This window comes from Gluconobacter sp. P5B12, from assembly GCF_018812035.1.
Taxonomy (GTDB): Bacteria; Pseudomonadota; Alphaproteobacteria; order Acetobacterales; family Acetobacteraceae; genus Gluconobacter.
The window spans coordinates 17,532-38,811 of record NZ_JACRVV010000004.1 but is presented as its reverse complement, the minus strand read 5'-3'; the positions used below and the strand labels follow the sequence as shown (position 1 = coordinate 38,811).

At 59.1% G+C, this 21,280-nt stretch carries 21 protein-coding genes; 5 read left to right on the top strand and 16 right to left on the bottom strand.

Translation table 11 applies throughout. From position 1 onward, the window contains the following. The first annotated feature begins 1 nt into the window (after window position 1). From KP702_RS08620 to KP702_RS08610, 3 genes are read left to right on the top strand one after another with little or no spacing between them, the layout of a single operon-like run. Window positions 2–1,333 carry a DNA-processing protein DprA gene (locus KP702_RS08620; RefSeq protein WP_237390067.1) on the top strand — a complete coding sequence of 444 codons (1,332 nt, stop codon included), beginning with the start codon at window positions 2–4 and terminating at the stop codon, window positions 1,331–1,333. Window positions 1,334–1,364: 31 nt separating this feature from the next. Continuing rightward, window positions 1,365–2,357, top strand: a complete 993-nt coding sequence (locus KP702_RS08615; RefSeq protein WP_215768785.1) for a DUF1837 domain-containing protein — start codon at window positions 1,365–1,367, stop codon at window positions 2,355–2,357. Continuing rightward, window positions 2,354–4,888, top strand: a complete 2,535-nt coding sequence (locus KP702_RS08610; protein ID WP_202208359.1) for a DEAD/DEAH box helicase — start codon at window positions 2,354–2,356, stop codon at window positions 4,886–4,888. Before KP702_RS08615 ends, KP702_RS08610 begins: the two co-directional genes overlap by 4 nt. Window positions 4,889–5,247: 359 nt before the next feature. On the opposite strand, the gene KP702_RS08605 is transcribed toward KP702_RS08610, so the two are convergent. From KP702_RS08605 to KP702_RS08545, 13 genes are all read right to left on the bottom strand, one after another. Next, window positions 5,248–6,450, bottom strand: coding sequence for a TrbI/VirB10 family protein (locus KP702_RS08605; RefSeq protein WP_202208360.1), 1,203 nt, complete (start codon window positions 6,448–6,450; stop codon window positions 5,248–5,250). Further along, window positions 6,447–7,448: a P-type conjugative transfer protein TrbG gene (gene trbG, locus KP702_RS08600; RefSeq protein WP_202208361.1), complete on the bottom strand. Its 1,002-nt coding sequence runs from the start codon at window positions 7,446–7,448 to the stop codon at window positions 6,447–6,449. Before trbG ends, KP702_RS08605 begins: the two co-directional genes overlap by 4 nt. Continuing rightward, on the bottom strand, window positions 7,445–8,128 hold the full coding sequence (gene trbF / locus KP702_RS08595; RefSeq protein ID WP_202208386.1) for a conjugal transfer protein TrbF: 684 nt from the start codon (window positions 8,126–8,128) through the stop codon (window positions 7,445–7,447). The genes trbG and trbF overlap by 4 nt, the downstream gene beginning before the upstream one ends. A gap of 5 nt (window positions 8,129–8,133) precedes the next feature. Beyond that, a complete protein-coding gene (gene trbL / locus KP702_RS08590) occupies window positions 8,134–9,543 on the bottom strand; it encodes a P-type conjugative transfer protein TrbL (protein ID WP_215768784.1) in 1,410 nt (469 codons plus the stop codon). Window positions 9,544–9,548: 5 nt separating this feature from the next. After that, window positions 9,549–10,286, bottom strand: coding sequence for a P-type conjugative transfer protein TrbJ (gene trbJ, locus KP702_RS08585; RefSeq protein WP_202208362.1), 738 nt, complete (start codon window positions 10,284–10,286; stop codon window positions 9,549–9,551). After that, window positions 10,283–12,715 carry a conjugal transfer protein TrbE gene (gene trbE, locus KP702_RS08580; protein WP_202208363.1) on the bottom strand — a complete coding sequence of 811 codons (2,433 nt, stop codon included), beginning with the start codon at window positions 12,713–12,715 and terminating at the stop codon, window positions 10,283–10,285. The genes trbJ and trbE overlap by 4 nt, the downstream gene beginning before the upstream one ends. A 12-nt stretch (window positions 12,716–12,727) precedes the next feature. Beyond that, window positions 12,728–13,006 carry a VirB3 family type IV secretion system protein gene (locus tag KP702_RS08575; RefSeq protein ID WP_202208364.1) on the bottom strand — a complete coding sequence of 93 codons (279 nt, stop codon included), beginning with the start codon at window positions 13,004–13,006 and terminating at the stop codon, window positions 12,728–12,730. Continuing rightward, a complete protein-coding gene (locus KP702_RS08570; protein WP_202208365.1) occupies window positions 13,006–13,335 on the bottom strand; it encodes a TrbC/VirB2 family protein in 330 nt (109 codons plus the stop codon). Before KP702_RS08570 ends, KP702_RS08575 begins: the two co-directional genes overlap by 1 nt. Continuing rightward, window positions 13,332–14,261: a P-type conjugative transfer ATPase TrbB gene (gene trbB / locus KP702_RS08565; protein ID WP_202208366.1), complete on the bottom strand. Its 930-nt coding sequence runs from the start codon at window positions 14,259–14,261 to the stop codon at window positions 13,332–13,334. Before trbB ends, KP702_RS08570 begins: the two co-directional genes overlap by 4 nt. A gap of 247 nt (window positions 14,262–14,508) precedes the next feature. After that, window positions 14,509–14,958: a hypothetical protein gene (locus tag KP702_RS08560; protein ID WP_202208367.1), complete on the bottom strand. Its 450-nt coding sequence runs from the start codon at window positions 14,956–14,958 to the stop codon at window positions 14,509–14,511. 80 nt (window positions 14,959–15,038) lie between these two features. Beyond that, complete coding sequence (locus KP702_RS08555; protein WP_215768783.1) at window positions 15,039–15,470, bottom strand: CopG family transcriptional regulator; 432 nt, start codon at window positions 15,468–15,470, stop codon at window positions 15,039–15,041. Between the two features lie 8 nt (window positions 15,471–15,478). Beyond that, a complete protein-coding gene (locus KP702_RS08550) occupies window positions 15,479–17,467 on the bottom strand; it encodes a conjugal transfer protein TraG (RefSeq protein WP_202208370.1) in 1,989 nt (662 codons plus the stop codon). Window positions 17,468–17,584: 117 nt separating this feature from the next. Beyond that, a complete protein-coding gene (locus KP702_RS08545) occupies window positions 17,585–17,881 on the bottom strand; it encodes a DUF2285 domain-containing protein (RefSeq protein ID WP_061471202.1) in 297 nt (98 codons plus the stop codon). Between the two features lie 104 nt (window positions 17,882–17,985). On the opposite strand from KP702_RS08545, the gene KP702_RS08540 reads away from it, so the two are divergent. Then, window positions 17,986–18,270, top strand: coding sequence for a helix-turn-helix domain-containing protein (locus KP702_RS08540; protein ID WP_202208371.1), 285 nt, complete (start codon window positions 17,986–17,988; stop codon window positions 18,268–18,270). Window positions 18,271–18,337: 67 nt separating this feature from the next. Continuing rightward, entirely contained in the window at window positions 18,338–18,544 is a 207-nt protein-coding gene (locus KP702_RS08535) for a helix-turn-helix domain-containing protein (protein WP_237390069.1), read from the top strand. A gap of 23 nt (window positions 18,545–18,567) precedes the next feature. On the opposite strand, the gene KP702_RS08530 is transcribed toward KP702_RS08535, so the two are convergent. Genes KP702_RS08530 through KP702_RS08520 form a run of 3 tightly spaced genes read right to left on the bottom strand, consistent with a single transcriptional unit; the run spans window position 18,568 to window position 21,274 of the window. Further along, window positions 18,568–19,170 carry an isochorismatase family protein gene (locus KP702_RS08530; RefSeq protein ID WP_202208373.1) on the bottom strand — a complete coding sequence of 201 codons (603 nt, stop codon included), beginning with the start codon at window positions 19,168–19,170 and terminating at the stop codon, window positions 18,568–18,570. A 53-nt stretch (window positions 19,171–19,223) separates the two neighbouring features. Further along, window positions 19,224–20,246 (bottom strand): LysR family transcriptional regulator, encoded by a 1,023-nt coding sequence (locus tag KP702_RS08525; RefSeq protein ID WP_202208374.1) that lies wholly within the window; start codon window positions 20,244–20,246, stop codon window positions 19,224–19,226. Window positions 20,247–20,278: 32 nt separating this feature from the next. Beyond that, a complete protein-coding gene (locus KP702_RS08520; protein WP_202208375.1) occupies window positions 20,279–21,274 on the bottom strand; it encodes an aldo/keto reductase in 996 nt (331 codons plus the stop codon). Between the last annotated feature and the right edge of the window lie 6 nt (window positions 21,275–21,280).

Sequence of the window (21,280 nt, the reverse complement as noted above, 5' to 3'; positions counted from 1 at the left end):
CATGCATCTTACACCTCAAGCTCAGGCGGTGATGCTCCTAACCGTGTCTTTCGGAAAGTCCGAGTCACAGAATGGAAAACCCTTCTCTAACAGCGAGTGGGCTAAATTTGCCATTTGGTTAAAGGATCATGGGCTGGAGCCTGCCGTCCTGTTGAGAGGCGATCTGGACTCTCTACTCGCCAGTTGGGTGGATCGTACAGTTTCAATAGCGCGTATTCGGACTCTCTTAGGAAGGGGGGCCGCCCTTGGACTTGCGCTCGAAAAATGGCAGCGGGCAGGTTTATGGGTTTTAACGAGATCTGACCAAGAATACCCGGAGCGGCTGAAGCGGCGGCTACGCTCAGAATCGCCCGCCGTCCTGTTCGGCTGCGGAAACAAGGCTCTTCTTAATACCGGCGGAATCGCCGTGGTAGGCTCGCGTGACGCCAACGAAGAGGATCTCGCCTACACCGAAAGACTTGGAGCCGAGGCAGCAGCACAAGGATATTCACTTGTCTCTGGGGGTGCTCGCGGGGTCGATCAAAGCGCAATGATTGGAGCATTGGCGAGGCAAGGCACAGCTGTCGGTGTTCTTGCTGACAGCCTGCTTCGGTCCGCAACGTCATCGAAGTATCGCAAGCATATTATGTCCGGCGATTTAGCGTTGATCAGCCCGTATAATCCCGAGGCAGGCTTCAATGTTGGTCATGCAATGTCGCGCAATCGATATATTTACTGCTTATCCGACGCTGCTGTCGTCATTAGCAGCACGCGCGAAAAGGGAGGAACGTGGAACGGAGCGATCGAGGACATCCGCGCTGGATGGGTTCCGCTTTGGGTTAAGGCGAGTAACGATCGGGATTCCGGCAATCGAGAGCTTGTCCTGCGTGGAGCCAACTGGTTTCCAGAAGACATGACCTCGCTGTCGAAATTATTCGGGGAACCTCACTTCGCATCGTCTCAAACCTTAAGCAATGAACTTCCACTGCTTGGGCGGGATGATGACCGAGAGGCCGGATCGGAAAATGAAAAAAAGACTGGAGCCAGTTCCATAACGGAGAGCCAACTACCACCAGTAAGCGCGACAGTCATTCCTAGCGTATCTGTTCCTGAGAGCAGCGCGGTGGTCAACGTAGACTTCTATACCCTTTTCCTGGCCCGGTTTCTGGAGCTTACGTCAGCCGGCCCCATGGCGGTCGATGATATAGCCGCGCGCCTTGAACTTGAGAAGACGCAGGTAAACGCTTGGCTGAAGCGCGCGCAATGTGAAGAAAAGATCTCTAAACTAACGAGGCCTGTCAGGTATCAGATAAATCCTGAAGGAAAAAATCAGACAGCTTTATTTGAAAAATGAACAATGCTTTTGGATCATTGGGGACTAAGGTTTGAGCCAGCCGCGTGTAAATGAAGCAGTAAACTCTGATTTAGATATGGTCCTAGCAGCGCTCCGCCGTGACTATTCGAAATTAGGACCAAGGATAAGGGAACTACAGCACGAGGTGACGTGCGAGTGCGCCGGTGTCACACTTCGTCTGCATTTTCCCGCTTTCCGACAAGGCAAGACTACCATTCATGAATTGGTGGAGTTGGTATGGCTTCACCTGACCCCTTTTGCGCTCACGCGAAAAGAAATCGACGCAGTAAGGGAGCTTCAGTCGACTCTGCCGTTTGAAGATTTTCTAATCAAAACCACGCAGCTCAACGACACGGCGGCCAAGCTTTTCATTAAGGCTCATAAAGCGACAAATCGAAATGGCGAAGCTGGCGAATTGTTGCTCTACCTGCTAACCGAGTGGATATTAGGCGCGCCGCAGTTCATCGCCAAGATGACCTTAAAAACTAATTCGCAAATGCCTGTACACGGAGCGGACGGGATCCATGTTCGCTACTGCCCGGAGACTGCGCGGCTATTCCTCTATTGGGGCGAGTCTAAAATGTATGGTGATGTCGGTGCAGCTATTAACGCTGCCGCGACATCGATCGCAAAATCGTTAGGGCCAGGAGAACTGGACCACGAACTCCAGCTTGTTCAGCGAAATATCGATTTTACAGGACTAGGGGCTGACGGCAAAGCAGCGCTGCTACGCTACCTAGACCCGCATGAGGAGGAATACAATGAACGTAAGGATGTCATCACCTGCCTAATCGGCTTCGATTTTGATGGCTTCCAGAAGGCCAACGCTGCTGGTGATCAGGCTGCTGAAGATACGTTTCGAGCACTGGCCAAAGAGCAGCTTGCAGCAATGGCTCCTAAGGTTTCAACTGCGCTCAAGACGGCTGGACTGGATTCTCAGGACGTGGAGCTATTCTTTTTTCCACTCCCTGCCGTCCAGGAGTTTCGCGATCTTTTTCAGGCTCGAATTGGCTGGCTACCATGATGCAGGAACTGGCTGATAAGGTTTGGGGAAACCCCGGCTTTCATGATGCGGCGCATCGCATTGAGCTCGCGTGGCTAACCAAAGAAATCGGCGGCATTGACGATGGTCACGCCGACATTGCGGACGCCACGCGATTGATGCGCTCGGCGGCAATCTTGGCTTGCTCCGAGACGCGAGATCATCGACACGCGGCGTTCCGGGTGGCGACGTGTGCGTATGACTTGTTCGGAACCAGCCAAGTGCCTTTAGATCAAGCCCTACGTGTTGTGCTCACGCGTCTCGGCAACTTTCCTTCCATCGGCACTCGTGCAGACGTGGCATCCGCACGGACAAGTCTACCGCTCATGCTTGCGGCAGAAGAAATTGTATCGGCGGACGCTCATGAGGTTACGATCAACGGACAAACAGTGCTGCTGACAGATTTCCAGCAGAAACTGTGGCTAAACCTTATCCAAAGTCGTCGCATCGCGTTGGCTGCACCTACATCCGCAGGAAAATCCTTTGTCTTGCAGGGCTATCTGTCGGCGCTCTTCGACAACGAGCAGCCAAAGTCAGTCGTCTACATCGTCCCAACTCGCGCCTTGATTGCCCAAGTGGCCGAAGATTTGAAGATCCAGTTTCAGGGAATGCACCAAGATGCCCCCGACATCGTGACGGTACCAGTCGATGCTGAAACGACCCTCGCCGAGCGCTCCATTTACGTGATGACTCAAGAGAGGGTACAACTCGCCCTTGGAGCTCACCCAGACTTTAGCGCCAGCGTCATCATCGTCGATGAAGCGCATTCGATCGCGGAAGGGTCACGCGGCGTACTACTGCAATGGGTCATCGACGATTTACTAATCCGCAACTCGGCATCACAAATTCTTTTTGCCAGCCCAGCGATCCGTAACCTAGATGTCTTTGGACGGCTGTTTGGCTTGGACGATGTGGTTGAATTTTCGTCTGTAGAGCCGACCGTTGCCCAAAATTTTTTGGTCATTACCGTCGAGTCCGCCACCAAGGGCAAGCTGGTGGTCCAAACCGCTGGCGACGGATCAAGAACGCTGCGGCAAGTCGCAACGCTGCAGCTGGGGCGGACGGTGGCGAGCCGAACAGAGAAGCTCGTCCATATCCCGGCGGTGCTTGGACACGGGCATTCAAATATCATCTACGCGAATGGTGCGGCTGAAGCGGAGAGCATCGCGCTCCAACTCGCAGAGTTGATGTCCGATCGCGAGCCAACCGAAGCACTCCTTGCTTTATCCGACTTGGCGAAAGAAGCGGTACACGCTAACTACGGGTTGGTCGAGTGCGTCAAACACGGCGTAGCATTTCACTACTCCAACATCCCGACCCAGCTCCGACGTGCAATTGAAGCGGCCGTATCGTCTGGCGAAATCGATTATCTCGTCTGCACAAGTACGCTGCTTCAAGGTGTCAACCTTCCCGCCAAGAATATCTTTATGTTCGCCCCAGAAAAGGGGCGGACCAGAGCGCTGGAATCGACAGACTTCTGGAATCTTGCTGGTCGCGCCGGTAGACTCAAACGGGAGTTTCAGGGCAACATCTTTCTCATCGACTATGATACTTGGAAGAAAAAACCGCTCGCCGGTCCAAAAAATTCGGTCGTGACGCCAGCAATTGAAACCAGCCTCAACAAACATCATGACCAGTTAATGAATGTGATTGCTGGCGCGCCCACAGCAGGCCGCAGCGATGAGACTGATCTCGAGACAGTTTTCGTCCGCCTCTATACCGATTTCAAAGGTGGCGATCTAAATCAGACATTCGAGCGTGCTGGCCTCGCAGTAGGTGATGTCCAGTCCAGTCTGTTAGCAGCTGCACTTGGATCGGCCAGCGAAAAACTGACCCTGCCCGCGGCGGTTCTGCGCCGAACTCCGAACATCTCTGCCCATAAACAGCAGTGCCTTTATGAGCGGCTGAGCTCGAAGATAGCGCTAGGTCCCGATGTCGCGCGAACCCTTATTCCGTCGCATCCGAGAGAGAGCGAAGCGTTTCAGTCCTATGCGAATATATTGGAGTTGTGCCACGAGATCATCCTCGGTATCGACACATCGAAAAACCGCCATCGGTTCCATGCCCTGATTGCGCGGCGCTGGATGCTTGGCCTTCCGCTTCCCCAGATCATTGACGAGCAAATTTCGCGAAATGCGTCGAAACCTGTTCGAACGACGATCAGAAGCACGTTAGATTTAATTGAAGGTGATATCCGTTTTCAAGCGGTGCGTCTATTTGGTTGCTACACTGCACTTCTTGTCTACGCGCTCGACAGCGCAGGTTTGGTGGACATGGTCTCCAGTATCCCGTCCTTGCCACTCTACTTGGAGATCGGCGCATCCGACAAAACGATGATTAGCTTCATCTCTCTAGGGTTATCACGTGTCACAGCGATGAAGCTGAACGAAATGTCTGCCCGTAAAGATCTCGATACTGCCGCCGCGCTACAGTGGTTGCGAACTCGTCCGCTTGAAGCGCTGGGACTTTCGCCCCTTTTGCTTGCTGAGGTGCAGGCGATTACGCTTAATTAAAAGCTATTATACACCTTCCGGGATGGGTGGCACAGAACAAGTGGATGATTACTGCCCGCAAACCGTATCTATCTAATGTCAGTGCCGAGGTCTGCAGTTTATCAGCAATCCCGGCGGTGGATGGAGCGGGGTGTTTCGAAACCCTCGTCCACCATCTTCGGGCTGTATCGTGTATTTGGGGAGTAAGCACCCTGAAGCGCCGCGTGCATGTTCAAGAGGCTTGGGTATGATGGCGTTGTCTTTATGTTTTCCAACTCCAGTGCAGGCGCGAGACGGATTGGTCGTTAATCTGTAGCGTTTTGCCAGCGTTCTCAGACTCACTTGACTATCTTGTATCGCTCGACGAACCGCTACTGTCGTCATGGGTGGATTTCCTTCTCTGTCCAAGGCTTTAGAACCAGAGCGCGGTTCAAAATAAGCGTAAACGGCAGCCCCGGCCGGTCGGTCAGCGTGGGCTGGACGTTGAGGCTGCGATCGATCAGCCGGTTGCCGACCATGGAGAAGCCATTGCTGACCCCGCTGCGGATCGCCTGCATCAGGTTATTCTCATTCCATGACGTGCCCGCTTCCGAACCCACGCTGAGCAAGGTCGTGACGAGGGCTGCGCGGAACAGTTGCCCCCAGTGATTGTTCACCTCGTCGGACAGACCGGACTGGCCGATGGCGTCGCCGCCGGGCAGTTTTTCCAACACGAGACTCTCCCCGTTCGGGTAGATCAGCCGGGTCCAGATGATCTGGGTGCGCTGCTGTCCGAAGGAGACGCTGCTGTTATAGGCCCCGAACAGGGTGCTGCCCTGCGGGACCAGCAGATACCGCCCGGTCGGGCTGTCATAGACGTTCTGGGTGACATGACCGACAATCTGACCCGGCAGGTCGGAGCTGATTTTCGTGTTGAGCGCCCCGGCGATGACGGTCCCTGCCTGAAGGATATAAGGAGATGCAGGCGGCGTAATCCGGTCGGGACTCACCGTCGCACGATCTGGCTGACCCGCCAGAAAGGTACGATTACCAACCTGCTGATCGGTTCCTGCGGATGATGCCTGCACTCCGGGAGCTGCCTGTGCCGGGACCGGGACCGCCTGTGCGCTCTGACCCTCCCGCGCCTCGACCTGCGCAAACAGCCGACTGGTCCGCGCTGCTTCGATCTCCTGGTCACCGCGACGATCCCCCATGCCGGGAACCGGTCCCGCACGTCCCTGCCGCTGCGCATTAAGGATCGGCCCGCCCAGATCGCCGGGCAGAGGCTGCCCCAGCTTCGGTACATTGGTATAGTCGCTGGGCAGAGCCGACAGCCCATCGGCCGAGGCGCGCGCGTCGGTATCCTGTGCCGCCTGAACCGGCCCTTTTGGCGTGTTGCCTTGCAGCGCGTAGCCCAGCGCAAGACCGATGGCGAGCATTCCGGCGGCACCCAATGTCCAGATGACGGGGCGCGACAGCTTTACGACCGGCGGACGCTGCGCGCGCAGCCGCAGATCGGGTGGCGCTGCTGATCCCGGCCCCGCTGCGCTTCCGTTGCCAGTAGCGCCTCCGTCCTCATCCGGGCGTTCTTCCGCGCTGCTCATGACTTTCTGCCATCCGTGCGCACGATGCGCACGCGCTGCTCGGAATGTTTGTCACCCAGACGCAATTCAGCGGCGGCAAACAGGCGGTCGACGATCATCCAGTCCTGCCGCACCCGGTAATTGACCAGTTCCGGCCCGCCATCGGCCCCCAGCACGAACAGGGGCGGCAGTTCCCCCTGCCCGATCCCCGACGGGAAGGCGATATAGACCTTGTGGCCGTCATCGAAGGCCCGGCCGGGCAGCCAGGGCGGTTTCCCGCCTTTCACTGGCTGGATGGCATAGCGGAAATTCAGCGAGTTCAGATCCAGCCCCGCATCCACCGGCGCTTCCTCGTCGGAGGCATCATCCCGCCGATGCAGCGCGATCAGATCGTCCTCGGGATAGTCCCACGACACCGACGCCATATAGGTCGCGGGCGTCGACCTCAGTTCGGCGAGGTAGGTCCGCCGGTCGGTGTTGACGATCAGGTTGGTGGTCAGATCCGGGCGTGTAGGCTTGACCAAGATATGCACGCGCTTCGTGGTTCCCGCTCCGCTCGACGTATCACCGACAATCCAGCGCACGGTATCACCCACCGCGACCGGTCCGGTGCCGACCAGCTTCTCGCCGGGCTGGAGCATGATGTCGGTGATCTCGCCTGGCGCGGCATAGACCTGATAGAGCGCTCCCGGACTGTAGGGATAAACCTGCACCGCGTTCACATAACCGGCCCGTGTCGGCTGGATGCGGGCGGCAAGATTGGCCTGGGTCACGCGCACGGCGGGATCGGCCGCTTCAGGCGCGAAGTGGACGCGCCGTAACGGTGGAAGCGGCTTGAGCTGGCCCGGCAGGGGAAGGATTTTCGGGACTTCCACGACCTGCACAGGCTTCGGTGGATCGGGCTGGCGTGTCGCCTGGGCCGCATCATCGTAGCGGATGACGGGCGGATGATACTGCCCCGCGCAGGCGGACAGGGTGAGCAGCGCCAGTAGAACGGCGCGCATGACCATGCGGATCATTGTCCGAGTTCCTTCGACCAGTTGATGGCGGAGACGTAAATGCCAAGCGGGTTTTTCCGCAGATGATCGGCGTCACGCGGCGTGCGCAGAACAACCGACACGATGGCGGTCCAGCGTTCGGTGCCGGTGAACGCTCCGTCGCGGTAATGGTGCTCGGTCCAGGCGACACGGAAACTTCCGGGGGAAGCCCGGATGACCGACGACACATCGACGTCGACCTGCTCGCGGCCAATCTGCGAGAATGGATCATTCAGGCGCGCATAATCGTTCAGCGCCTGCGCCCCCGAAATAGTGGCAAAGTCGTAGGCCCGCAGCCAGTTATGGCGCACGACCACCGCATCTGATGAAAGACCACGGACATCGCCGATAAACTGCGCCAGATACCAGGCAATCTGCGGATCGGTCGGTATGTAGCCCGCCGTCGCGGGAGCCACGACCTGCGCCTGGCCAAGCCGATCGACCTGCACCACCCATGGCACGACGGTGCCACGCACCGACTGCCAGACCAGACCGGCACCAAGGCCGGCGGACAGAAACAGTGACCCGAACGCCATCAGACGCCAGTTGCGGGCCTGCACACGGGCGGAGCCGATGCGCTCGTCCCAGATCTGCGCTGCTTTCTGGTATGGGGTTACGGGCTCGGGCGTGATCCCGTAGCGGCTGGTGGAGCGACGGAACATCGTCCTCATTCCTTTTCCGAGAGATCAATGCTGGAACTTCCGCCGCCGCCATCGGCGGAACGGATGACATGCGCGGCTTCGGCGGCATGGGTGGCTGCGTTACGGCGCTTCATGCTCCGCGCCCAGCGGGGTGGCTGACCGTCGGGACCGCTGCTTTCTAGACCACCATCCGCTGGGCCGCCGCCGTTACCGGACGGACCACCAGACTGCCCGCCGTTCGCATCGGACGATGTCCCACCTGTGAAGCGTCCGCCCGTCGCGGTAAAAGCGCCTCGCGCGCCCTCGCCGTAGCTCTGCTTCATGGCGGTCGCCGCAGACGACATTTTGCTCTTCACGGCATTCGCGGCAGCACTGCCCGGCGCCCGGGCGACACCGCCCAGCCCGGCTGCCATGCGGGCACCGGCACTTTCGCCAGCGGCATTCATGGCACCCATCGAATAAGCCGTGTTCGCCGCACCTGCGATCGCGGCCCCGCCCCGCGCGGCGGCTGCCGTCGCGCCCACGGCCGCAGCCCCACCAGAGGCAACCGCTCCAACGCCAGCCACGGCCGTTGCCCCCATCGCGCCAACCGCCATGCCGGTGCCGACAGCGGCGCCAGCGCCAAGCTGTGGCGCGCCGGAGATCAGACCATTGGCGATGCTGCCGCCCAAAATGGACAGACCGACGATAGCGAGGGACGCCAGTACCACTGACGTTGCCTGTCCGACGGTGGGCACAGCATCGCCATAAGAGGTCGTAAACTGCCGGAATAATACAGACGCGATGCCGGAGATCACCGCCAGCACCATCACCTTCACGCCCGATGACACGACATTGCCCAGCACCTTCTCCGCCAGGAAGGCCGTCCGGTTGAACAGGGCAAACGGGATCAGCACGAAACCGGCGAGGCTGGTCAGCTTGAACTCGATCAGCGCCACGAAAAGCTGCACGGCAAGGATGAAGAACGCGGCGAGCACGATCAGCCAGGACAGGCAGAGCACGAAGATCTGGATAAAGTTCTTGAAGAAGGCCACCGGACCCAAAAGGTTGTGGACAGAGTCCAGCAGTGGCTGGGCCGCATCAAACCCGGTCGCGGCCAGTCGACCGGGGCGGAGGAAATCCGACAATGTCAGATTGCCGCCCCCAGCCTTCAGGCCCATGGCGGCGAAGCTGTCAAACACCACCTTCGCCAGATGGTCGAAATTGTTGATCAGGAATGCGAAGAACCCGATATACAGTGTCTTCTTCACCAGACGCTGGATGATGTCCTCATCCGCTGCCCACGCCCAGAACAGCCCGGCCAGTGCGATGTCGAGCACGGACAACGACCCCGCCAGCGAAACAACGTTTCCTTTCAGCAGACCGAAGCCGCTGTCGATCGTGGTCGTGAAGGTGTTCAGGAAAGTGTCGATAACGCCGACATCATTGGTGGCCATGACCGTCAGTTCCCGCCGCTGCCGAACATAGACACCGTGCCAGGCACATAGGCGTCGTGCAGCGAGAAATGCTGATACTGCGCATCGCTTTCCGCTTCCGCCGCAGCATCACGTGCCTGTTGCAGAGCCGTGGCGCGACCGTTGGCGGCCAGTTCCGCCTGAATGTCAGATAGCTGACGGGATTGCAGGGCCAGAAGCTGGTTTCCGGCCTGCGCCGCCTGCAACGCCCCGGTTGACGTCTGGCTGGCCGAGACCAGTTGCGTCATGGCGCTGCTGTCGCTCGGGATGTTTCCGACCACGCGGGCCTGCAATTTCAGGGCATCCTCAAACCCGCCAACGGAATTCTGCCAGCGTGTCTGTGCCTGACCGAACAGGGCGCTGTCGGACATGCCCGAGGACACGGACGTGTACGCCTGCTGATACTGCTGCTCAACGGACTGGACGCTGTAGGCGATGTTCTGCGCCTGTGCGAGCAATGCCGTGGTCTGGGAAACCGTTGATTGCAACGTCGACAATGTCGAAAGCGGCAGGCTCGCCAGATTACGTCCCTGATTGACCAGCATCTGGGCCTGATTGGCGAGAGAGGTGATCTGGTTGTCGATCTGCTGGAGTGTGCGGGCCGCGATCAGCACATTCTGGACGTGGTTCGCACCATCATAGACCGCCCATTGCGCGTGGGCAGGTGGAGAAGATGAAACCGTAAAAGTAATGACCATAACGGCAGGAATCAGACGATATCTCACGGCACGCCCCCTTCCCGCAGAAGGTCCGCCGCCCACATGACACCACGTGCTTCGAACCACGCAGGCAGGAAACCATCCCGCCCGTGCTTGGTCAGCACGCTATCGATCAGTCGATGATCGTCCTTGCCGGACGCGGCACACAACGCCAGCGCCACCGGACCGAGACCCAGTTCGAACAACCGGTTTCCCCGCTGGGTCTGGCAATAATACTCCCGCTTGGACGCCGCGCGGGCGATGATGGCGATCTGCCGGTCGTTCAGACCGAAATCCCGATAGAGCGCCATGATCTGTGGCTCGATGGCGCGCTCGTTGGGCAGGAATATCCGCGTGGGGCAGCTTTCCACCACCGCTGGCGCGATCGGCGAGTTGGCAATGTCTGACAGGCTTTGCGTGGCGAAAATCACTGACGCATTCTTCTTGCGCAGCGTTTTCAGCCATTCCCGGAGTTGTCCGGCGAAATCACCGTCATCGAGCACCAGCCAGCCCTCATCGATGACCAGCAGCGTCGGGCGGCCATCCAGACGGCCTTCAATGCGGTGGAACAGGTAGGCGAGACCCGAAGACGCGGCGCCTGAGCCGATCAGGCCCTCGGTTTCGAAAACGACGACGTCGGCGTCACCGAGCCGTTCGATATCGACATCGAGCAGGCGACCATAGGGGCCACCCAGACAGTAAGGCGCCAATGCCTGCTTCAGCGCGTTGGACTGGAGCAATGCCACCAGACCGGACAGGGTCCGTTCACCAACGGGCGAAGATGCAAGCGAATTCAGGGCGGACCAGAGGTGAGACTTCACCTCGGGGGTGAGCGGCACCCTTTCGCCCATCAGAATCTGACCCAGCCATTCCATGGCCCATTTCCGTTCGTCCGGATCATCGATCGACGCCAGCGGCTGAAGGGCGACGGCGGCGGTTTCTATGTCGCCGTCCGACAACCCGCCCCCGAGATCGTGCCAGTCGCCACCCATCGCCAACGTCGCCGCGCGCATGGAACCGCCAAAATCGAAGGCGAAAACCTGTGATCCCGCGTAACGACGGAATTGAAGCGCCATAAGGGCCAGCAACACCGACTTCCCCGCCCCCGTTGGCCCGGCGATCAGGGTATGACCAACATCCCCGACATGCAGGGAAAACCGGAAGGGTGTCGCCCCCGCCGTCCTGCCGTAGAACAGCGGCGGAGCCCTGAAATGCCCGTCCTGCTCCGCCCCCGCCCAGACGGCGGAGAGTGGAATCATATGCGCCAGATTCAGGGTCGAAACCGGGGGCTGGCGGACATTGGCGTAGACATGGCCGGGCAAAGATCCCAACCATGCTTCCACGGCATTCAAGCTTTCCGCCATGCAGGTGAAATCGCGACCCTGAATGATCTTTTCCACAAGCCGCAGCTTCTCGGCCGCGATGCTGGCGCTGCCATCCCAGACCGTGACAGTCGCGGTGATGTACGCCTGCCCGACATCGTCGGCGCCAAGGGATTGCAGGGCCAGATCGGCGTCGGTAGCCTTATTGGCGGCATCGTTATCCACGAGAACCGACGCCTCGTTGGTCATCACCTCCCGAACAATCGCTGCAATACTCTTGCGCTTTGCGAACCATTGGCGACGGATTTTTGTTAGAACCTTCGTGGCATCGGTCTTATCGAGCAGGATGGTACGGGTGGACCAGCGGTAGGGCATAGCCAGCCGGTTCAGGTCATCCAGAATTCCGGGGAAAGTCCGGCTGGGGAAACCCGTGATCGTCAGCGTCTTGAGGAAAGCATCACCAAGTTTCGGCTCCAGACCGCCCGCCAGCGGCTGGTCCACCAGCAGCGCATCGAGGTGCATCGGGATTTCCGGCACCCTGACGCGCTGGTTCCGGGTGGAAATGGTCGAATGGAGATAGGTCAGCGTCTCGCCGTCATCGAGCCAAACTGCCTCGGGCATGAAGACGTCCAGCAGGGCCAGCATCCGGTCCGTGTGATCCACGAACGCATGAAGCATTCCATGCGGATCAGGCCCCTCGCGCTCCCTGCCCTCATACAGAAAACGCTCGGCCCGGCCTGATGATTCTGCTGGCGGTAGCCAGACCAGGGTGACGAAATACCGGCTCTCGAAATGCGCGCCCTCATCCTCGAACTGTTCGCGCCGTTCGAGATCGACCATCTGGCTGGCCGCATCAGGAAAGTCGCTCTCGGGATAGAGCGTGGCCGGCACGCGCTGGGCCTCCACGAACACCGCCCAGCCGGAACCGAGCCGGCGCAGGGCGTTGTTCAGGCGTCCCGTGACACCGACAAGTTCGGCCGGTGTGGCGCTGTCCAGATCTGGGCCACGTATCTTTGCCGTGCGCTGGAAGGAACCATCCTTGTTCAGGACAACGCCTTTCTCAACCAGGGCCGCCCATGGGAGAAAATCTGACAGGAGGGCAGCACGATTACGATATTCGCCAAGGGACATCATCGCCCTACCCTCCTATGCCCGCAGCCAGGCGGGGTAGCGGAGATGCCGCCGTCCGACCTCGACGAACAGCGGATCGCGTTTGGCACCCCAAACCGCGAGGCTATGCCCCACGATCCAGAATACCGCCCCGACCAGCCAGAGCCGCAGACCCAGCGAGATCGCGGCGCCCAGCGTGCCATTGGCGATCGCCAGGGTACGAGGAGCGCCGCCCAGCAGGATGGGATCGGTCAGCGAGCGATGCACCGGGACATGAAAGCCCGGCACCGCGTCATCGTCATATCCGGCGCCCATCAGATCAGCGCTCCACCGCTGAAGCTGAAGAACGACAGGAAGAACGAGCTGGCCGCAAAAGCGATGGACAGGCCGAAGACGATCTGGATCAGGCGGCGGAAGCCGCCGGATGTTTCCCCAAACGCCAGCGTCAGGCCGGTCACGGTGATGATGATCACCGACACGATACGCGCTACCGGTCCCTGCACGGATTCCAGAATCTGGTTGAGCGGTTCCTCCCACGGCATGTCCGATCCGGACGCCAAGGCCGAGGAGCACCATGCGATGGACAGCAGCACGGCGGAAAAGACAGGCGCGTGCCGACGCACGCGGAACAGCGTGATGTTCATTGGAAATCTCCATCGGTATCGATTGAATGAATGCGATAGGCGCCTGTGGCGGGGTCGAGCCCGTCCACGGTGGCGAGTTCGGACAACCGGCGCTGTGTGCCTCGCCCCGACAGGACAGCGATCACGTCGATCGTCTCGGCGATCAGCGCGCGGGGCACGGTGACGACGATTTCCTGGATCAACTGCTCCATGCGATGCAGCGCACCGATGGCGGTGCCGGCATGCAGCGTGCCAATCCCACCGGGATGGCCCGTGCCCCACGCCTTGAGCAGATCCAGTGCTTCGGGACCGCGCACCTCGCCGATGGGAATACGGTCAGGTCGCAGACGCAGGGCCGAGCGCACCAGTTCGGATAGGGTCACGATGCCGTCCCTTGTGCGGAGCGACACGAGATTGGGGGCCGCGCATTGCAGTTCGCGCGTGTCCTCGATCAGCACGACACGGTCGGAAGTTTTTGCAACCTCGGCCAGAAGGGCATTGACCAGCGTGGTTTTGCCGGTGGATGTACCACCCGCGACCAGGATGTTTTTCCTGTTCGAGACTGCCTCACGCAGGAAACTGGCCTGGGCATCAGTCATGATCCCGGCCGCGACATAATCATCGAGAGTGAACACGGCGACGGCGGGTTTGCGGATCGCGAAACTCGGGGCTGTCACCACGGGTGGCAACAGTCCCTCGAACCGTTCCCCGGTCGGCAGCTCGGCCGAGACGCGTGGGGCCGCGTCATGCACCTCCGCCCCGACATGATGCGCGACCAGACGCACGATGCGCTCGGCATCGGCGGGCGTGATGGTTTCACCCGTGTCAGACAGCCCTTCGGACAGCCGGTCGATCCACAGCCGCCCGTCGGGATTGAGCATGACCTCGACGACGGCCGGATCGGCAAGGTGCGCTGCGATCGCCGGTCCCATCGCCGTGCGCAGCATTGAGATGCCGCGTGCCTGACTGTCCGAATTATGATGCGAAACCACCATCTGCCCCCCGCTCGAACGGGACCGGAACAGATGGTCCCCGCATGGGGATAATTAAAAAAGGCCGATTTCAGCTCGTTTCAACAGCTATTGCGAACCGTGCGGCAATAGCGAAGAAACGGCGGCAATCGGCAGAATTAAAAATTCATTAAAGCAAATTTTTAGAAGGCCTAGATATTATCACAAAACTCATCATAGTATTTTATGGACAGCCCGAGAAAGTTAGTGTTTTTTTCGATAAGCTAGTCAATTCTGCCAATGATTTCGTTCTGTCACTACAATATCCAGTGCAAGGCTTAACAAACAACCAAGAAGAAGCCTCTTGGGCAGATTCAGCGATAAGCGATGCATGAAGAATATAGGTGGCATCAGATATTCTCACGTCAAAATGCATTGCGCGATTATAAGATGCTTCATTGGGATGCAGAACAACATAAACCTGAATGTTTGTTGATCCAGACATTGCACACTTTTTGTAAGGAAATGTCAAAGCAGGATCATCACAATCCAAATTATTAGTAGATGATAATTTTTCTAAATATGTATAAATTTCCTGAGATTGGCCTTCAAAGGCATTTTTAATGATTTCGACGAGTTCCTCCCTGATTCTCAATTCCTCATGAACATCATGTCTATCATATAAAGTTGGCATTTTATTACCTTTCTGATGGTCGAATACGAATACATATTCTTCTACAATATATCCTAGAAAAATATTGAATATTTTCCATCCTATCCACTATTTCCATCACGGCGAGTATCTATATCACGCGACAACTCCCTGAGAAACCGATCTCCCGTCGCCAGTTTCCGCCCTAGCGATTGCAGGAACCCCTCGAACCGCTCGACACCTTTCGCCCTGGCAGATGCTTGGGCACTGTCAGGCAATGGCGGGGTGACGGTCAGCCAGAAGCGGATGAACAGTGCCAGCGTCTCGCCCATAATGGCGAGGTCTTCGTCCATCCCGCCGATCTGGCGATCGATCCTGTCCATACGGCGGGCGAACACCGCCTCCAGTCGCTCCGATGCGTCAGCCGAGAGAAAGGAAGCGACAGCGGCCTCAATCACCGCCGACTTCGAGACGTTGCGCCGCAGCGCCAGCGCTTCCGCCTGTTTCAGAAGCTCGGGCTCGAAATACACATTCATGCGGGTCTTGCTCGACATGGGCATCCTCACAGGTCGAGGCCATCAGCCGGGTCCATCGTCGCTTGCCGCGCAACGAAACGAGCTTGCTGGCGTATGGCCCGCGCTTTGGCGGCATCGTCATCCGGCTCGTCGTCGAGCACATCGAACTCCTGCACGCCCGAACGTTCGGGGGGCACGACGTCCTCATGTTCCGGTAATTCCGGTTCGCGGCGGATGCCGGCATTGGCGGAATCACCATCAGCGCCCGTGCTGCCATCCGGTGCTGGCCCTCCTGATGGAGCCCCTGTCTCCAGCGCCGACCAGTCATCGGTCGGAGGTGCCGACGGGCGTTTCATCCCTGTCGCGGGCGGTGGCAGAACACGCTCCATGAACCGCGCGTCTTCGTAATAGCGGGCCTTTTTCGCGCGAACGGGTGCCACACCCGCGATCAGTAAGAGTTCATCGGTCGGCGGAAGCTGCATCACCTCACCGGGGGTAAGCAGCGGGCGTGCCGTTTCCTGTCGCGATACCATGAGATGCCCGAGCCAGGGCGATAGCCGGTGACCGGCATAATTGGTGGAATCACGCATTTCGGTCGCTGTGCCGAGGGCATCCGACACACGCCGGGCGGTGCGCTCGTCGTTGGTGGCAAACGCGACGCGGACATGACAGTTGTCGAGAATACTGTTGTTCGCGCCGTAGGCTTTTTCGATCTGGTTCAGACTCTGTGCGATCAGAAAGGATTTAATCCCGTAACCCGCCATGAAGGCCAGGGCGGATTCAAAGAAATCGAGACGGCCGAGGGCGGGAAACTCATCGAGCATCAGCAGCAGCCGGTGCCGATGGGCGGAAACGTGCAGATCCTCCGTCAGCCGTCGGCCGATCTGGTTCAGGATCAAGCGAATCAGCGGCTTGGTGCGGGCGATATCGGACGGCGGCACGACAAGGTAGAGACTGGCGGGCTGGCTGCCGGACACGAGATCCGCGATGCGCCAGTCGCATCGTGCCGTCACCTTTGCCACCACCGGATCGCGATAGAGGCCCAGGAACGACATGGCGGTGGACAGCACTCCCGACCGCTCGTTGTCGCTCTTGTTCAGCAGTTCCCGCGCCGATGAGGCGATGACGGGATGCACGCCCGCCTTGCCGAGATGCGGCGTGGACATCATCGCACGCAGCGTCGCCTCCACCGGCCGCTTCGGATCGGAGAGGAAATTGGCGACACCAGCCAGCGTCTTGTCCGGCTCGGCATAGAGGACATGCAGGATCGCACCCACCAGTAGGGAGTGGGAGGTCTTCTCCCAATGGTTGCGCCGGTCCAGCGCACCTTCGGGATCGACGAGGATATCGGCGATGTTCTGGACGTCGCGCACCTCCCTGTCACCACGCCTGACCTCCAGCAGCGGGTTGTAGGGCGAGGATGCCGGATCGGTCGGGTCGAACAGCAGCACGCGCCCGTGCCGGGCACGAAATCCGGCGGTCAGCCCCCAGTTCTCGCCCTTGATGTCATGGACGATGGCCGAGCCCGGCCAGGTCAGCAGCGTTGGCACGACCAGCCCGACACCTTTGCCCGAACGAGTCGGCGCAAAGCATAGAACATGCTCGGGGCCGTTATGCCGGAGATAGTCCCGATCCCACCGGCCCAGCACCACGCCGTCGGGGTCGAGTAGCCCGGCTTCCTTCACCTCACCAACATCTGCCCAGCGTGCCGAACCATACGTGGCGACGTTGCGGGCGTCCCGTGCCCGAAGGATCGACAGGGCGATGGCAACGACGCTGCCAATAATTCCACCGGACGAGGCGATATATCCGCCCGTCACGAAGATCGACGGCGCATAGGCGTCGTAGAAATACCACCACCAGAAGAAGGCCGGCGGATCGTAGAACGGCCAGCCCGCCACCATGAACCAGGGAGTGCCGAGCTGAGGTTGAAAGCTGAGACGCCAGGCCGTCCACTCCGTGGCACTCCAGATGGCGACGAAGACGATCAGCAGAACGAGGGCGACCTGCCCCCACAGGACACGGCTTCCGGACATCGGGGCTCCAATCGGCTTGGGGATTGAAACCGATCAGAGAAGGGGCGACCCAGCGACAGGCAATATGTAATGAGTCGCGATCGTATCGCCGGATACCATGGCGTAGAAAAAGGACGGTCAGTGCCGGGTTGCGCGGGCGTCGATCACGGCCTGTTCGAGAATCTTCCGATAACCGATTTTCGTCATCCATTGCGCACGGGCAAGATGGCTTTCCCAGCAGGTGCGCGTACGTTCGGCGTCCGCCGGATCACGATGTAGCACGATCCGCGCCACCTCCGCCCAGTCGGCCCGATCCGCCTCGGCATCGAGCAGGCGGAGATAGGTGATGAAATGCACTTCGTCGTAGGTCGTGATCTCCGGCACGGTCGGGGCCAGGTCATCGACATCGGGGTCCAGTTCGGGTCTTGCTGTCATCCGACAGCCCTCCAGCAGGATTGCAGTCAATTATATCCTAAAATGGGATAATCCTAAATCAGGATTATCGGAACGGCTCCCTGCCCGTCGGAGAGCTGTTCCGCATGAAGAAATCCCTGCGCACACCCCGGCAGCTTTTGCTGCAATCGCTTCTTACAGAAGCCCGCAAGACCGGGGGTATGACGCAGGCGGAACTGGCCGCTGCACTTGGCAAACCGCAATCCTTCGTCGCCAAATATGAGAATGGCGAGCGCCGAATCGATGTCATCGAGTTCGCTGACATAACAGCCGCCCTTGGCGTTTCCTGCGCGGATCTTCTCGTCCGTCTCGCACACGGCACGAAAAAGTCTCCACCGGACGGGGAGAATACCACGGGCCGGGAGGAATAGGAACGATCATTCCTGGAACGATCGTTCCGACATAGGTCTCGATGATGGCATGGACCTCAAGGAGGTCATGGCGATCAACCTGCGTCGGATGCGTCATGACAGGGACATGACGCAAGAGGAACTGGCCGATCGTGCCGGCCTGAGCACCCGCTATGTCGGGGCGATCGAACGCGCGGACGTGTCGGCAAGCGTTACGATCCTGGGCAAGATTGCAGAGGCACTGGACGTGGAACCGGGCGCGCTATTGAAAGCTGTCCCGGCCAACCCGCGCTGACCGGCTGAGGAAAAAAGACGCCCTCACTCTTTCCATGCGGCGCTGTCTTTCACGATGACGGCGAACATATCCGCAAGTTCGGCCAGGGCAACGCGACGCACGGTTTCGGCCGCGATCGTTCCACCCAGCGGATCGGCGACGTCGCGTGCTGCAATGGCGTCCGCCACCAGGGTCACGCGCAGGCCGTATTCCTCCGCCGCCGCGCGGGCCGTGGTGGACACGCAGACACCCACCGTATCACCGGCGATGATGACCTCGTTCCGACCGGTCTCCTTGATCCGGTCCGAAAGCCCGGTGCCGATAAACGCATTCGCATGGGTCTTGAACAGAACCGTCTCCCCTTCGCGAGGCGTCACCTGGGGCAAGAAATCGCGATATGGACCATCGCTGGCAAAGGCGGGAGCACCTGGTCCCGCGTCATGGGCGATATGGATGACCGGCACGCCCTTGCGCCGCGCGAGATCGAGAAGCCGCCCGGCCTCATCCGCCGCCGCATCGACATTGGCGAGCGGTACTCGCCCGTCACGATATTCGCGCTGGATGTCGATCAGGACCAGCACCGACCGGTCGAGCGGTGACGGGCTGTCATCAAGGCCGTAGATATGACGGAAGGTTTCGAGGGTCATTGGGATTTTCCTCCTGGCAACAGGTCATTTTTACAGACCGGCGCTTCATAGTTTTATAAGCGTTCGCCGCCCGTTTCGTAATGTCCCGATATCTTGACTGGCAACGATGATGACATGGTTTGACCCCGCATGGTCAAACCATCCACACGACTCATATGTGTGGCGAGAACCAGAAGATTACGCAGCGCGGGGCTGCGGTTCTGAGGCGACCAGACCGCGCTGAACCGGGCGTGTTCCTTCTCGTCGTCGATCGGACGGAAGACGACGCCGGGAAATGGCATATGGCTCCCTGCTTCGTGGGTCAGCGTGATCCCTTCTCCTGCGGCAACCATATGCATCAACGTGTCCCGCCCGACCTCGCGCCGCTGAAGGCGCGGCGATCGTCCATGTTCGGCCACGCGCCGGACGATATGTTCGAAGACCTGCGGCCCGGCGCCACCTGACCGGACAAGGAAATTCTCCGTCGCAAGGTCAGCCCAAGCAAGGAATTCCAAGGTCGCAAGCGGATGCGGGGCAGGAAGAGCGATCACCAGCGCCTCGTTCCAGAGATGTAGGCTATGGCAATCAGGCACATTGGCGACATTGATGATAAAGGCCACGTCGAGTTTGCCCTCGCGGATCATGGCGAGAGTATGTGACGATGGTCCTTCGATGATGCTCTGCTCGATTGCCGGGTGGGCTGCGCGATAGCGCCGACGCAGATCGGCGAGAAATCCCGTCGCGATCGAACCGTTCAGCCCGATCGCAAGGCGCCCGACCGTGCCGTCGGCAATCGCGCCTGCCGTCCTGACAGCATGGTCGATCTGCTCGATACCGGCCGAAACCTCCGCAACGAAGCGGCGCCCGGCCTCAGTCAGCCGGACGCCGCGATAACGCCGCTCAAATAGGGTAAGACCCAACGTCTCTTCCAGCGCCTTGATTCGGGTGCTGACGCTCGATTGAGCAACACCGAGTGCATTTGCGGCGTGATGGAAGTTCAGATGCTCGGCAAGCACCAGCATCTGGACAAGTGAAATCAACGGTATCCTGCCGCCTGCAACTCCCCTGATCTCCGGAACGTGCCGCGTTCGACGCATGTCACAATGGTCTCCTTGGAAATCAGATCTATCTATTCAAATCCAGCAACAGGATGCGGCAAGTAATTCATCTCCAATGCCGCAACCTCGTCACTGCTCAACATGATCTCCAAGGCGGCTATAGCATCGTCGAGATGAGGTGATTTAGAGGCACCAACGATTGGAGCTGACACTTCCTGCTTAGCCAGAACCCAAGCAAGAGACACCTGTGCCATCGGTATGCTACGCGCAGCAGCGACACGTTCTACGGCGCTGATTACTGCGTTATCTGCCTCTTCCGTCGCGGCGAAAAGCGTCTGGCCGAAAGCATCGCTTTCGCTCCGCTTCGTCTGCTCGCCAACGGGGCGTGCCAACCGCCCACGCGCCAATGGACTCCACGGCAGGATTCCCACGCCCTGATCCGCGCACAGCGGAATCATTTCGCGTTCTTCTTCCCGATAGAGCAAATTAAGATAATTCTGCATGGTGACGAAGCGCGTCCATCCGTTGAGGCGCGCCGTCTCCTGCGCTTTAGCGAATTGCCATGCGAACATTGATGAAGCACCGATGTATCGGGCCTTGCCGGCCTTTACGATATCATGAAGCGCCTCCATCGTCTCTTCGATCGGCGTTCCATAATCCCAATGGTGGATCTGATAGAGATCGACATAATCGGTTCCAAGGCGCGTCAGGCTGGCATCGATCTCGGTCATGATCGCTTTGCGCGAGAGACCCTTGCGATTAGGAGCAGCATTCCCTTCCAGCATCCGTTCAGGAAAAAAGACCTTTGTGGCGATAACTACTTCGTCTCGACGGGTATATTCCTTAAGAAGCTTACCAACGATCACTTCAGAGGTGCCGGCTGAGTAGCTATTCGCAGTATCGAAAAAATTGATCCCACACTCGACTGCTCGCCTGACAATCTGTCGACTATCAGCTTCGCCAATCGTCCAATTATGAACGCCGGCATCCGGTTCTCCGAAAGTCATACACCCCAAGCAGAGACGCGAAATATCAAGGCCAGTGGAGCCGAGCTTTGAGAACAACATTTACCT

What these genes read in the sequence shown, in the direction of transcription:
- KP702_RS08520 (WP_202208375.1), bottom strand. Translation starts at nt 21,274, where the DNA reads ATGTTGTTCTCAAAGCTCGGCTCCACTGGCCTTGATATTTCGCGTCTC.
- KP702_RS08535 (WP_237390069.1), top strand. Translation starts at nt 18,338, where the DNA reads ATGGCGATCAACCTGCGTCGGATGCGTCATGACAGGGACATGACGCAA.
- trbG (WP_202208361.1), bottom strand. Translation starts at nt 7,448, where the DNA reads ATGATCCGCATGGTCATGCGCGCCGTTCTACTGGCGCTGCTCACCCTG.
- KP702_RS08555 (WP_215768783.1), bottom strand. Translation starts at nt 15,470, where the DNA reads ATGTCGAGCAAGACCCGCATGAATGTGTATTTCGAGCCCGAGCTTCTG.
- trbB (WP_202208366.1), bottom strand. Translation starts at nt 14,261, where the DNA reads ATGCTGCGCACGGCGATGGGACCGGCGATCGCAGCGCACCTTGCCGAT.
- KP702_RS08550 (WP_202208370.1), bottom strand. Translation starts at nt 17,467, where the DNA reads ATGTCCGGAAGCCGTGTCCTGTGGGGGCAGGTCGCCCTCGTTCTGCTG.
- trbL (WP_215768784.1), bottom strand. Translation starts at nt 9,543, where the DNA reads ATGGCCACCAATGATGTCGGCGTTATCGACACTTTCCTGAACACCTTC.
- KP702_RS08575 (WP_202208364.1), bottom strand. Translation starts at nt 13,006, where the DNA reads ATGGGCGCCGGATATGACGATGACGCGGTGCCGGGCTTTCATGTCCCG.
- KP702_RS08610 (WP_202208359.1), top strand. Translation starts at nt 2,354, where the DNA reads ATGATGCAGGAACTGGCTGATAAGGTTTGGGGAAACCCCGGCTTTCAT.
- trbF (WP_202208386.1), bottom strand. Translation starts at nt 8,128, where the DNA reads ATGTTCCGTCGCTCCACCAGCCGCTACGGGATCACGCCCGAGCCCGTA.
- KP702_RS08540 (WP_202208371.1), top strand. Translation starts at nt 17,986, where the DNA reads ATGAAGAAATCCCTGCGCACACCCCGGCAGCTTTTGCTGCAATCGCTT.
- KP702_RS08620 (WP_237390067.1), top strand. Translation starts at nt 2, where the DNA reads ATGCATCTTACACCTCAAGCTCAGGCGGTGATGCTCCTAACCGTGTCT.
- KP702_RS08525 (WP_202208374.1), bottom strand. Translation starts at nt 20,246, where the DNA reads ATGCGTCGAACGCGGCACGTTCCGGAGATCAGGGGAGTTGCAGGCGGC.
- trbE (WP_202208363.1), bottom strand. Translation starts at nt 12,715, where the DNA reads ATGATGTCCCTTGGCGAATATCGTAATCGTGCTGCCCTCCTGTCAGAT.
- KP702_RS08545 (WP_061471202.1), bottom strand. Translation starts at nt 17,881, where the DNA reads ATGACAGCAAGACCCGAACTGGACCCCGATGTCGATGACCTGGCCCCG.
- KP702_RS08530 (WP_202208373.1), bottom strand. Translation starts at nt 19,170, where the DNA reads ATGACCCTCGAAACCTTCCGTCATATCTACGGCCTTGATGACAGCCCG.
- KP702_RS08560 (WP_202208367.1), bottom strand. Translation starts at nt 14,958, where the DNA reads ATGCCAACTTTATATGATAGACATGATGTTCATGAGGAATTGAGAATC.
- KP702_RS08570 (WP_202208365.1), bottom strand. Translation starts at nt 13,335, where the DNA reads ATGAACATCACGCTGTTCCGCGTGCGTCGGCACGCGCCTGTCTTTTCC.
- KP702_RS08605 (WP_202208360.1), bottom strand. Translation starts at nt 6,450, where the DNA reads ATGAGCAGCGCGGAAGAACGCCCGGATGAGGACGGAGGCGCTACTGGC.